This window comes from Nocardioides sp. S5, from assembly GCF_017310035.1.
GTDB lineage: Bacteria > Actinomycetota > Actinomycetes > Propionibacteriales > Nocardioidaceae > Nocardioides.
On record NZ_CP022296.1, the window covers coordinates 3,327,631 to 3,339,857 of the forward strand.

Sequence of the window (12,227 nt, forward strand, 5' to 3'; positions counted from 1 at the left end):
TCAGTCCTTCGTCCTGGCCGGGCGGCCCTCGTCTGCGGCTTCGCGGGCATTGGTGACCACCTTGTCGACCAGGCCGTACTCGACGGCCTGCTCGGCGGTGAACCAGCGGTCGCGGTCGGCGTCGGCGACGACCTGCTCGACGCTCTGGCCGGTGTGGTCGGCGATGAGGTCGAGCAGCACCTTCTTGATGTGCAGGGACTGCTGGGCCTGGATCTTGATGTCCGAGGCGGAGCCGCCCATGCCCGAGGAGGGCTGGTGCATCATGATGCGCGCGTGGGGCAGGGCGTAGCGCTTGCCCTTGGTGCCGGCGCAGAGCAGGAACTGGCCCATGGAGGCCGCCAGGCCCATGCCGACGGTCGCCACGTCGTTGGGGATGTAGTTCATCGTGTCGTAGATCGCCATGCCGGCGTCGACGGAGCCGCCGGGGCTGTTGATGTGGAGGAAGATGTCGGCCTCCGGGTCCTCGGCGGAGAGCAGCAGGAGCTGCGCGCAGATCGCGTTGGCGTTCTGGTCGCGCACCTCGGAGCCGAGGAAGACGATGCGCTCACGGAGGAGGCGCTGGTAGATGTGGTCGTCGAGGCCATACATCCCACCGGCGCCGTTCATCTCGGGCGAGAGGGCTGGGCTGGAGTTCTGGTTCACGCTGGCGACATTAGCCGGAAGGTCGGACACTTCCACGCGCTGACCCACCCTGTTCGCCCAGAGCGGATTCGTCCGCCCCGCCGGGAGCGACACACCGCCGCGGCCCTCGACGGGACAAATGACGACCGGCGCCCACCCGAGGGTGGGCGCCGGTCGTACGGCGGTGCGGCGCCGATCAGGCCTTGCCGTCCTCCGGGGCGGCCTCGTCGGCGCCGTCCTCGGTGGTCTCCTCGGCCGCCTCGTCAGCAGCCTCCTCGGCGACGGGCTCACCGATGGTGCCGTCGGGGCGCAGGTTCTTCAGCTCGACCACGTTGCCCGAGGCGTCCTTGACGGTCGCCGCCTCGACGATCGTCGCGAGGGCCTTGCCGCGCAGGATCTCCTGCACGAGCTCGGGGATGTGGTTGTGCTCGAACATGTGGTTGGCGAACTCCTGCGGGTCCTGCCCGGACTGCTGGGCGCGACGCACGAGGTGCTCGGAGAGCTCGGCCTGGTCGATGCCGAACTCCTCCTTCTTGGCGATCTTGTCGAGGATGAACTGCGCGGCGACGGCGTCACGCACCCGGCGCTCGAGGTCGGCCTCGAACTCCTCGGTGGTCTGACCCTCGTCCTCGAGGTACTTCTCCATGGTGATGCCGGCCATGGCGAGCTGCTGCTCGACGTTGGCGCGACGGGCGTTGAGCTCGTCGGTCACCATGATCTCGGGCAGCGGGATCTCGACCTTCTCCAGCAGGGCCTCGAGGACCGCGTCGCGGGCGGCGGCGGCCTGCTCGAGGCGCTTGCCACGGCCGAGGCGCTCACGCACGTCGGCGGTCAGCTCCTCGGCGGTGTCGAACTCGGAGGCGAGCTGGGCGAACTCGTCGTCGTACTCCGGGAGCTGCTGCTCCTGCACCGCGGAGACCTTGACGGTCACCTGGACGGGCTCGCCGACCAGGCCGCCACCGACGAGCTCGGAGTCGAAGGTCGCGTCCTCGCCGGCGCTGAGGCCGACCAGGGCCTCGTCGAGGCCGTCGATCATGCCGCCGCGGCCGACCTTGTAGGACATGCCGGTGACCTCGCCGCCCTCGACGGTCTCGCCGTCCTTGGCCGCGACCAGGTCGATGGTGACGAAGTCGCCGTCGGCGGCAGCGCGCTCGACGGGGACGAGGGTGCCGAAGCGCTCACGCAGCGCCTCGACCTGCTCGTCGACGTCGTCGTCGCTGATCTCGACGTCCTCGACGCTGGCCTCGAGGCCCTCGTAGGAGGGCAGCTCGAAGTCGGGCTTCACGTCGACCTCGGCGGTGAACTCGAGGGACTCGTTGTCCTCGAACTTCGTCACCTCGATCTCCGGCTGGGCCAGCGGCTCGAGGTCGTGCTCCTGGAGCGCGGCCATGTACTGCTGGGGGACGACGGCGTTGATCGCCTCGTCGAGGACCGGGCCGCGGCCGATCTGACGGTCGATGACCGCCGGCGGCACCTTGCCCCGGCGGAAGCCCGGGACGTTGATCTGCTTCGCGATCTTCTGGTACGCCGCGTCGAGGCTCGGCTTGAGCTCCTCGAAGGGCACCTCGACGGTCAGCTTGGCCCGGGTCGGGCTCAAGTTCTCGACGGCGCTCTTCACAAATGTCTCCTGGTGCTGATCGGCTGAGGGGGGCGTGCGGCAGTGCCTGGGCTGACACCCGGCGACCGCAAACCATGCGAGTCTATCGAGGGCGTCGGCGCAGGCCGAATCACGCCGTGCGCAGCGGTGGTGGAGGGTCGGGGCGACAGGACTCGAACCTGCGGTCTCCTGCTCCCAAAGCAGGCGCGCTAGCCACTACGCTACGCCCCGCCAAACCGGCCCCGGGCCGCCTCGTGGGCGGTTCCGGGAGCCTGCTTGGAGCGGATGACGGGAATCGAACCCGCGTAGCCAGTTTGGAAGACTGGGGCTCTACCATTGAGCTACATCCGCGCGTCGCCACGACGTCGTCGACGCCGGTGCGGGAGTCATGGTGCCACACCCGCGGTCCGCTCTCCCAGCCAGTGCCGCCGAGGCGCAGGCCCGTCGTCAGCGGCGGTGCACGAGCAGCAGGGCGCGGTCGTCGTTGCGGGAGCCCAGTGACTCCACGAGCCGCTTCGCGCCACCCTCGAACTCGCCGCGCAGCAGCCGTTCGGCCTGCCCGAGCATCCGGTCGATGCCGAGCGCGATGTCGCGGTTGCGGGTCTCGACCATGCCGTCGGTGTAGAGCAGGAGGGCGTCACCGTGGCGCATCTCGCCCGACACCGCGACGAAGTCCGCCCCGTCGATGAGGCCGAGGACGGGCCCCTCGGACTCGATGACCTCCCAGCGACCGGAGCCGGCATGGCGTACGGCGGCGGGCGGGTGCCCGGCGCTGCGGATGTCGTAGCGGCCGGTCGCGAGGTCCAGCGAGAGGTGGATCGCGGTCGCGAAGCCCTCGTCCCAGTCCTGGCGGAGCAGGAAGGTGTTGGCGGCGGGCAGGAACTCGCTCGGGGGCAGCGCGCTCAGGAGGCCACCGATGGCTCCCGAGAGGAGGAGCGCGCGGGTGCCGGCACCCTGGCCCTTGCCGGAGACGTCGACCACGGCCACCTCGAGGCGCTGACCGACCCGGGAGGCGACGACGAAGTCCCCGGCGAACGGCGTGCCGCCGGCGGACCGCAGCTCGGCGGCGGCGTACCACTCGGCCGGCAGGGCGGGGATGCCGCCCTGGCGCAGGATGCGGTCGCGCAGGTCGACGAACATCGTCTCGCCCTGGAGGCCGGCCACGCCGAGCCGTGAGCGGCGGAAGGACGACATCATGACCACGAGGCCGATGCCGAAGATGATGACCACGGTGGTGATGATCCGGGGGTTGAAGGGCTCCTGCCGGATCACCACCACGGCGAGCACGAAGAGCACGAACACGACGAACCACGGCAGTTGCCGCGGGCCGAGCACCAGGCTGGACAGCACGAGCGGGACCAGCAGGCTCACCAGCGGGACGTAGTCGGGGAAGAACCAGATCGCTGGGCCGAGCGCCGCCGTCACCACGACCAGCAGCACGAGGATCCGGGACCCGCGCGGCACCACGCGGTTGACCAGGCTCGCGGCCCGCTGCCGCAGGTCGGGCCCGGGGAGGTGCTCGCGCGCAGAACTCACGGTCGAGCTCCTCGCGACGTCGCAGTGGCCTTGGCTGCTGACTGTACGGCTCGCGAGCGGAACGTGGGCTGACATTTCGGACACCAGAACGAGTTGCGTCCGGCCAGCTCTGCGGTGCGGACTTCCGCCCCGCAGACCAGGCACGGCATCGAGGTGCGGCGATAGACGTAGACCTCTCCCCCGTGGTCGTCGCGGCGCGGAGCGCGGCCCATCGCCTCGGGGGTGTGCTCGGGGCGGACCGTGTCGATGCGGCCGGTCCGCACGCCCTCGGCCATCAGCTCCACCAGGTCCGCCCACATGGCGCGCCACTGCCCGACCCGCAGCGTGCTGCCTGGACGCGGGGGGTGGATGCGGTGACGGAAGAGCACCTCGGCGCGGTAGACGTTGCCCACGCCCGCAAGGACCTTCTGGTCCATCAGCAGGTCGCCGATCGCCCGCGGGCTGCGCGAGATGCGGTGCCACGCGCGGTCGGGGTCGGCGTCGGGACGCAGAGGGTCGGGGCCGAGGCGACCGAGGACCTCCGCGCGCCGCTCCGGGCCGATCAGGTCGCACACGATCGCGCCGCGGAGGTCGGCGTACGACAGCGTCCCCGGATCCGCCGCGACCAGTCGCAGCCGCACCTGCCCGACGGGGTCGGGCACCTCCTCGACCCCCGTGTGCACCGCGAAGGTGCCGATGAGGCCGAGGTGGACGTGGACGAACCGCTCGCCCTCGAGCTCGACGAACAGGTGCTTGCCGGCGGAGTCGGCGCCGAGCAGGCGCGCGCCGTCGAGCTGCTCGGCGTCCGCGGCGAAGCGGCCCTGCGGCGAGCTCACCCGGACCGTGTGCCCGGCGAAGGCAGCGGCGAGGTCGTCTGCCAGCTTGCGGAGGGTGTGCCCCTCAGGCATCCGCGGTCTCGGACGAGGAGTCCGCCCCGCCCGGGCCGCGCAGCGCCGACTCGGGCAGCGGCGGCAGCTCGCGGGTCTCGTCGTAGACCGACAGCTGGCCGATGCGGCGCACGTGGCGCTCGTCGCCGGGGAACGGGGTGGCGAGGAAGACCTCGACGAAGCGGGTCATGTCCTCCAGCGAGTGCATCCGGCCGCCCACCGAGACGACGTTGGCGTCGTTGTGCTCACGGGCGAGGACGGCCGTCTCCTCCGACCACACGAGGGCGCAGCGCACACCGGTCACCTTGTTGGCGGCGATCTGCTCGCCGTTGCCGGAGCCCCCGATGACCACGCCGAGACTCATCCTCCCCTCGGCCCGGTCCGCGACCACGCCCTCGCCCGCGCGCAGGCAGAAGACGGGGTAGTCGTCGAGGGCGTCGTAGACGAACGGTCCGTGGTCGACGACCTCGTGGTCGTGGTCGAGCAACCACGCGGTGAGGTGGTCCTTCAGCTCGAGGCCGGCATGGTCGGAGCCCAGGTGAACGCGCATGGCCGACATCATCTCAAGGCCCTACGGACCGACGCGCTCGAGGTGCTGGTCGAGCCAGCCCGCGACCTGCCGCACCAGCGGCTCGGAGGCGGTGAAGTGCGCGTGGCGCCAGAAGCCGTGGGTCTGGCCCAGGCAGCGGATGCCGACGGTCTCCACGCCGGCCTCGGCGCAGCGGCGCGCGAGCTCCTCGCCCTCGTCGCGCAGCGGGTCGTGCTCGGCGGTCGCGACGAAGGTCGCCGGCAGCGTGCGGAGGCGGTCGGAGAGCAGCGGCGCCAGGTCGGGGTCGTCGAAGTCGGCCTCGGTGCGGGCGTACTGCTCCCAGTACCAGCGCGCCTCGGAGGGGTCGAAGCCCGACCCCGGCCCCTCGCTCCACGACGGGAAGCTGTTGTGCGGGTCGAGGAAGGGGTAGACCAGCGCGACCGCGCGGAAGAACCCCGGGTTGCGCAGGGCCGCGACCAGCGCGAGGTTGGCGCCGGCGGAGTCGCCGTGGACGGCGTACGGCCCGGCCAGACCGGGGTCGGCCCCCTCACGACGGAGCCAGCCCACCACGGTGTCGAGGTCGTCCGGCGCAGCGGGGAACGGGTCCTCGGGCGGGCGCCGGTAGTCCACGCTCAGCACCGGGCGGCGCAGGCGGTTGGCGAAGCGCCGGCAGATCCCGTCGTGGACGTCGACGTCGTTGAGCACGAAGCCACCGCCGTGGGCGTGCACGACCAGGCCCGGGAGGGCGTCGTCGGGCGTGAAGAGGCGGCAGCGTACGCCGTCCGCGTCGAGGTCCTCCACCGCAGCGACGTCCTCGCGCGGCAGACGAAGGTTCGCCTGCCGGGCCTCCTCGCGGTGGGCGGCGAGGTCGAAGCCGGGCGCACCGAGGACCGGGCCGGCATCGGCCTCGACCGCAGCCCGCACCTCGGGGTACATCAGCGCGACATGAGCGCGTCGAGCGCCACCGCGACCGCGGCGGCGACGCGGAAGTCGACGCGCTGGTCGGGGACGGTGACGCGGTAGCGATCGCCGAACGACATCTTGCGCTCCACCGAGAAGAGCGGGGCGCCCTGGGCGTCGACGAAGTCGAAGTGGATGGGGATGAAGTCGAGGTCGGCGAAGCGGCGCAGGAGACCGACGACGGCGTTGCGCTCCTGGCCGGTGCCGCTGTAGCCCGGACCCTCGATGTGGAAGGTCGAGCGCAGCAGCGAGGCGCCGAAGTCCTTCTTGAAGAAGCCGATCTGCGCGCCGGACTCGTCGGTGATGTCGTAGCCGGCGTTGAGGTCGAGCTTCCTGCGGGCCTTGAAGCCGAACACCGCCCGGGACTTGCCGGTGTCGGCGAAGAAGGTCACCTGCTCCTTGAAGGCCATCCGCTTCTGCTCCGCCAGCGCCATCAGGCGCGTGGGGTTGCCGGCCGCGTCTGACTCGGAGACCTCGTAGCGGTTGATCATCATGGTCAGCTTCTGCTTGACCACGAAGTGCGGCAGATACATCTCGGCACGGCTCTCGGACGACATGCGCAGAGCCTAGTCAGCCGCTGACGCGGGCGAGCTCCTCCTCGACCACCGAGGGGTCGAGCTTGGTGAAGACCGGCGTCGGCTTGTCCACCTTCGCGCCCACCACGACCGGGCGCGACTCCCACGCCGGCGTCGAGGCGTAGTCGCCGGTGATGACGGAGTACGACGTGTGGCCCGCGCCGTTGTCGGGCTCGAGCTCGTCGACCTGCTCGATGCGGGGCATCGGCATGAACTCGCCCTCCCCGCCGAGCACGGTGTGCACCTTGTTGGCCGAGTGCGGCAGGAACGGCGACAGCAGCGTGTTGCAGTCGCTGACGCACTGGGCCGCGACGTGCAGGACGGTGCCGAGGCGCTCGCGCTGCGACTCGTCCTTCATCTTGTAGGGCTCGGTGACGGTGAGGTATTTGTTCACCTCGCCGACGATGCGCATCGCCTCGGCGACGGCGGCCCGCAGCCGGTGCTTCTCCACCAGGTCGCCGACGGAGGTGAAGCCGTCGCGGACGGTCGTGAGCACCTGCTCGTCGACCTCCTCGAGAGGGCCCGCGGCGGGGATCTCGCCGAAGCTCTTCGCGATCATCGTCGCGGTGCGGTTGACCAGGTTGCCCCAGCCGGCCACGAGCTCGGAGTTGTTGCGGGTGACGAAGTCGGCCCAGGTGAAGGCGGCGTCGGAGGTCTCCGGACCGGCGGCACAGATGTAGTAGCGCAGCGCGTCGGGGCCGTAGCGGGCCAGGAAGTCGCCGACGTAGATGACGTTGCCGCGGCTGGTGGAGAACTGTGAGTCGCCGAAGGTGAGGAACTCGCTGGAGACCACCTCGGTCGGCAGGTTGAGGGTGCCGAACGTCCCGGCGTCACCGCCGCGCGAGCCCTGGCCGTTGTAGGCGAGGAGCTCCGCGGGCCAGATCTGCGAGTGGAAGACGATGTTGTCCTTGCCCATGAAGTAGTAGGACTCGGCGTCGGCGTCGTTCCACCACTCACGCCACTTGTCCGGCTCGCCGAGGCGGCGGGCCCACTCGATGGAGGCCGAGAGGTAGCCGATGACGGCGTCGAACCAGACGTAGAGGCGCTTGGTCGGCTGGTCCTCCCAGCCCGGAACCGGGATGCCCCAGTCGATGTCGCGGGTCATCGCCCGCGGCCGGATCTCCTTGAGGATGTTCTGGCTGAACTTGATGACGTTGGGGCGCCACAGACCGGTCGCCTCACGCTGGTCGAGCCACTCCCCCAGCGCCTCGGCGAGCGAGGGCAGGTCGAGGAACCAGTGCTGGGTGTCCCTGAACTCCGGTGTCTCGCCGTTGATCCGCGACTTCGGGTCGATCAGGTCGGTGGGGTCGAGCTGGTTGCCGCAGTTGTCGCACTGGTCGCCGCGCGCACCGGCGTACTTGCAGATCGGGCAGGTGCCCTCGATGTAGCGGTCCGGCAGGGTGCGACCGGTGGAGGGGCTGATCGCGGTCTGCGTCGTCTCCTCGACCATGTAGCCGTTGCGGCGGCAGGTCTCGAACATCTCCTGGACCACGGCGTAGTGGTTGCCGCTGGTCGTGCGGGTGAACAGGTCGTAGGACAGGCCCAGGCCGCAGAGGTCGTCGACGATGACCTGGTTGTACGTGTCGACCAGCTCGCGGGCGGGCACGCCCTCGTTGTCGGCGAGCACCAGGATCGGCGTCCCGTGCTCGTCGGTGCCGCTCACCATCAGCACGTCGTGGCCCGCCATCCGCATGAACCGGCTGAACACGTCGGAGGGCACACCGAAACCGGCCACGTGGCCGATGTGGCGCGGGCCGTTGGTGTACGGCCAGGCGACGGCGGACAGGACACGAGTCATGGGCGCCAGCCTAGTGAGGGTCGCACGACGTCTTCACGGCGGTACGACGCGCGGACGGTCGAGCGCTCAGGCACGCCCCGGCGTGGGTGGACGCAGGCCGGACCGCACCAGTCCGACCGACAGGCAGGTGAGGAACAGGCTCAGCCCCACGACGCCGGACTCCGGGACGGTGGCGACCGTGCCGACGAGGATCCAGGCGAGCACCGCTGCCGCGATCCCCACCATCGTCGTGCCCAGCACGCGCGCTCGCGTCGGTGCGCTGCCGCGTGCGAGGGCGGCCACCCCCAGGCACGTCGCCATCGCGACGGCCACCAGCAGTGTGGCGAGCATATGAGTCCCCCGGTCCCTCGTGCGGTAGCCCGAGGCTACTCCCGCGACGAGGGGCGGAGGAAGGACTCAGCTGAAGTCGAGGTCGCCGGTCCGCGAGCGCTTGAGCTCGTAGAAGTAGGGGAACTTCGCGACCGCGACGGCGCCGTCCCAGAGCTCGCCGGCCTCCTCGCCGCGCGGGATCTTCGACAGCACCGGACCGAAGAAGGCCGAGCCGTTGATGTGGATCGTCGGGGTGCCGACGTCGTCGCCGACCGGGTCCATGCCCTCGTGGTGGCTCGTGGCCACGGCCTCGTCGAGGGACGCGTCGTCCCAGGCCTCGATCAGCTCGGGGGGCAGGCCCACGTCGGCCAGGGAGGCGGCGACGGTCTCGCGCGTCAGCTCCTCGCCGTTGTTGTGGTGACGGGTGCCGACGGCGGTGTACCACTGCCCGAGGACCGCGTTGTCGTGCTCCTGGGCGATCTTGATCGCGACGCGCACGGGCTTCTCGGTGCCCTGCAGCATCTCGCGGTAGTCGGCCGGGATGTCCTTGTCCTTGTTGAGGTAGGCCAGCGACATCACGTGCCACTGCACCTCGATGTCACGGACCTGCTCGACCTCGCGGATCCAGCGCGAGGTGATCCAGGCGAACGGGCAGAGCGGGTCGAACCAGAGGTCAGCGGTAGCCATGTCCACATCAATCCCTCGCCCCGGCCACCTATTCCCCACCGGTGTCGGTCGACCCCCTCCCCGGTGGCAGGATGCCCGCATGCCTGGAACCAACCTCACCCGGGACGAGGCCGCCACCCGCGCCGCCCTCCTGGACGTCACGTCGTACACCATCGACCTGGACCTCACGAGCGCCACCCAGCCCGACCAGGGCACGTTCTCCTCCACCACCACGCTGGAGTTCACCTGCCGCGAGCCCGGCTCGAGCACCTTCGCCGACCTCGTCGCGCCCACGGTCCGCGAGATCACCCTCAACGGCCGCAGCCTCGACCCCGCGACGGCGTACGTCGACAGCCGCATCGCGCTCGACGACCTCGAGACGACCAACACGCTCGTCGTGACCGCCGACTGCGCCTACTCCAACACCGGCGAGGGCCTGCACCGCTTCGTCGACCCGGCCGACGACAAGGTCTACCTCTACAGCCAGTTCGAGGTGCCCGACGCCCGCCGCGTCTTCACCACCTTCGAGCAGCCCGACCTCAAGTCGGTCTTCACCTTCAACGTCACCGCCCCCTCGCACTGGGTCGTGGTCTCCAACGCCGAGACCCCCGAGCCCCGCGAGGTGCGCGACGGCGCCTCGGTGTGGAGCTTCCCCACCACCAAGAAGATGTCGACCTACATCACCGCCGTCGTGGCCGGTGAGTACCACGGCGAGTTCGACACCTACGAGGGCAGGTTCGGCACGATCCCGCTCGGCCACTACTGCCGCCAGTCGCTCAAGGAGCACATGGACACCGCCGAGCTGGTCGCGCTGACCAAGCAGAGCTTCGCGTGGTTCGAGGAGCAGTTCGACTACCCCTACCCCTTCGGCAAGTACGACCAGCTCTACGTCCCGGAGTACAACGCCGGCGCGATGGAGAACGCCGGCTGCGTGACCCTGCGCGACGAGTACCTCCCCCGCAGCCGCCAGCCGCGCTCGTTCTTCGAGTTCCGCACCTCGGTGATCACCCACGAGATGGCGCACATGTGGTTCGGCGACCTGGTGACCATGAAGTGGTGGGACGACCTCTGGCTCAACGAGTCGTTCGCGGAGTGGGCCTGCTACTGGTGCGAGGCCAACGCGACCGACTTCACCGACGCCTGGACCGGCTTCGCCAACGCCCGCAAGCAGACCGGCTACCGCGCCGACCAGCTGCCCTCGACGCACCCGATCGCGGCCGACAACGTCGACCTGCACGCCGTCGAGGTCAACTTCGACATGATCACCTACGCCAAGGGCGCGTCGGTGCTCAAGCAGCTCGTCGCGTGGGTGGGCCTCGAGCCCTTCCTCAAGGGCCTGCGCGTCTACTTCAAGGAGTGGGAGTACGGCAACCCGGAGTTCAAGGACCTGCTCGCCACGCTCGAGGAGTCCTCCGGCCGCGAGCTCCAGGGCTGGGCGCAGGAGTGGCTCCAGACCGCTGGCGTGAACACCCTCTCCCCGTCGTTCGAGCTGGGCGAGGACGGCACCTACTCCTCCTTCGCCGTCGCGCAGACCGCGGCGCAGGAGTGGCCGACGCTGCGTCGCCACCGCCTCGGCATCGGCCTGTACGACGCCGACGCCTCGGGCCGTCTCGTGCGCCGCGACTACCTCGAGGTCGACGTCGAGGGCGCCACCACCGACGTCCCCGAGCTGGTCGGCGTCCAGCAGCCCGCGCTGCTGCTGCTCAACGACGAGGACCACGCCTACGCCAAGATCCGCCTCGACGAGCGGTCCCTGGCCACCGCGATCTCCGCGCTGTCGACCTTCGAGGACTCGCTCCCCCGCGCACTCGTGTGGGGCGCCACGTGGGACATGACCCGCGACGGCGAGATGCGGGCGCGCGACTGGGTCGACCTGGTCCTCGCCAACATCGGTGAGGAGACCGACGCCTGGGCCGTGACCCGGATCCCCGCGTCCACCGCGCTCGCGGTCCACTCCTACTCCGACCCCGCGCACCGCGCCGAGCTGCGCGCGACCTGGGAGCGCGGACTGCGAGAGCTGCTGCTCGCCGCCGAGGCCGGCAGCGACCATCAGCTGACCTTCGCCCGGTCGTACGCCGCCGCGGCGCACAGCGACGCCGCGCTCGACGACCTCGTCGGCCTGCTCGACGGTTCCTTCACGATCGAGGGCCTGGCCGTCGACCAGGACATGCGCTGGGTGCTCATCACCGCCCTGGCGAAGTCGGGTCGCTTCGGCGACGCCGAGATCGACGCCGAGCTCGAGGTCGACAAGACCATCTCCGGCAAGGAGCAGGCTGCCGCGGCCCGGGTCTCGCAGCCCACCGCAGAGGCCAAGGAGGCCGGCTGGAACGCCATCCTCGACCCGGCCACGCCCAACGAGACGTCGCGCGAGATGGTCTTCTCCATCTTCCGCTTCGGCCAGGAGGACGTGCTCGAGCCCTACCTTGAGAAGTTCCTCACCGCCGCCGACACGGTCATCGACACCCTCGGCTTCCACAAGGCCTCGACGGTGCTCGAGTACGGCTTCCCCAAGCCCCTCGGCTCGCAGGCGACGCTGGACCGCCTCGACGCGTGGCTGGCCGACAACCGCGCCCCCAAGGGTGCGCAGCGCTACGTCGGGGAGGCACGCTCCGAGATCGCCCGGGCGCTCGCCGCCCAGGCCTGCGACGCCCGCTGAGCGGGCACTTCCTCGCGGTGGACCACGTCGACCGGGCGGTTCCTCGCGCTGCAGCGCGAGGAACTGCCCGGTCAGCACATTTCAGCGCGAGGAGCTGCCCGGTCGGCGCACCTC

The 12,227-nt window shown here is 70.5% G+C and carries 11 protein-coding genes and 2 tRNA genes; 1 reads left to right on the forward strand and 12 read right to left on the reverse strand.

The annotated features are described in order from the left end of the window. From CFI00_RS16435 to CFI00_RS16490, 12 genes are all read right to left on the reverse strand, one after another. Positions 1-588: an ATP-dependent Clp protease proteolytic subunit gene (locus CFI00_RS16435; protein WP_269209741.1), complete on the reverse strand. Its 588-nt coding sequence runs from the start codon at positions 586-588 to the stop codon at positions 1-3. A gap of 229 nt (positions 589-817) precedes the next feature. Then, a complete protein-coding gene (gene tig, locus CFI00_RS16440) occupies positions 818-2,239 on the reverse strand; it encodes a trigger factor (protein WP_207082144.1) in 1,422 nt (473 codons plus the stop codon). 137 nt (positions 2,240-2,376) lie between these two features. Next, positions 2,377-2,449, reverse strand: a tRNA-Pro gene (locus tag CFI00_RS16445). A gap of 46 nt (positions 2,450-2,495) precedes the next feature. Further along, positions 2,496-2,569 (reverse strand) — tRNA-Gly (locus CFI00_RS16450). 96 nt (positions 2,570-2,665) lie between these two features. After that, positions 2,666-3,754 (reverse strand): PP2C family protein-serine/threonine phosphatase, encoded by a 1,089-nt coding sequence (locus CFI00_RS16455; RefSeq protein WP_242532444.1) that lies wholly within the window; start codon positions 3,752-3,754, stop codon positions 2,666-2,668. Next, a complete protein-coding gene (locus CFI00_RS16460; RefSeq protein WP_207082146.1) occupies positions 3,751-4,641 on the reverse strand; it encodes an Fpg/Nei family DNA glycosylase in 891 nt (296 codons plus the stop codon). Before CFI00_RS16460 ends, CFI00_RS16455 begins: the two co-directional genes overlap by 4 nt. After that, positions 4,634-5,170 carry a ribose-5-phosphate isomerase gene (locus CFI00_RS16465; RefSeq protein WP_207082147.1) on the reverse strand — a complete coding sequence of 179 codons (537 nt, stop codon included), beginning with the start codon at positions 5,168-5,170 and terminating at the stop codon, positions 4,634-4,636. Before CFI00_RS16465 ends, CFI00_RS16460 begins: the two co-directional genes overlap by 8 nt. A 21-nt stretch (positions 5,171-5,191) precedes the next feature. Further along, a complete protein-coding gene (locus tag CFI00_RS16470) occupies positions 5,192-6,085 on the reverse strand; it encodes an alpha/beta hydrolase (RefSeq protein ID WP_207082148.1) in 894 nt (297 codons plus the stop codon). Continuing rightward, positions 6,085-6,666: a hypothetical protein gene (locus CFI00_RS16475; RefSeq protein WP_242532445.1), complete on the reverse strand. Its 582-nt coding sequence runs from the start codon at positions 6,664-6,666 to the stop codon at positions 6,085-6,087. The genes CFI00_RS16470 and CFI00_RS16475 overlap by 1 nt, the downstream gene beginning before the upstream one ends. Positions 6,667-6,679: 13 nt before the next feature. Then, positions 6,680-8,482, reverse strand: a complete 1,803-nt coding sequence (gene metG / locus CFI00_RS16480) for a methionine--tRNA ligase (protein WP_207082149.1) — start codon at positions 8,480-8,482, stop codon at positions 6,680-6,682. 66 nt (positions 8,483-8,548) lie between these two features. Then, positions 8,549-8,812: a hypothetical protein gene (locus CFI00_RS16485; RefSeq protein WP_207082150.1), complete on the reverse strand. Its 264-nt coding sequence runs from the start codon at positions 8,810-8,812 to the stop codon at positions 8,549-8,551. Positions 8,813-8,878: 66 nt separating this feature from the next. Continuing rightward, positions 8,879-9,478: a DsbA family protein gene (locus CFI00_RS16490; protein WP_207082151.1), complete on the reverse strand. Its 600-nt coding sequence runs from the start codon at positions 9,476-9,478 to the stop codon at positions 8,879-8,881. 79 nt (positions 9,479-9,557) lie between these two features. Here CFI00_RS16490 and pepN point away from each other — a divergent pair, with 79 nt between their 5' ends. Further along, positions 9,558-12,113 (forward strand): aminopeptidase N, encoded by a 2,556-nt coding sequence (gene pepN, locus CFI00_RS16495; RefSeq protein WP_207082152.1) that lies wholly within the window; start codon positions 9,558-9,560, stop codon positions 12,111-12,113. The last annotated feature ends 114 nt before the right edge of the window (positions 12,114-12,227 follow it).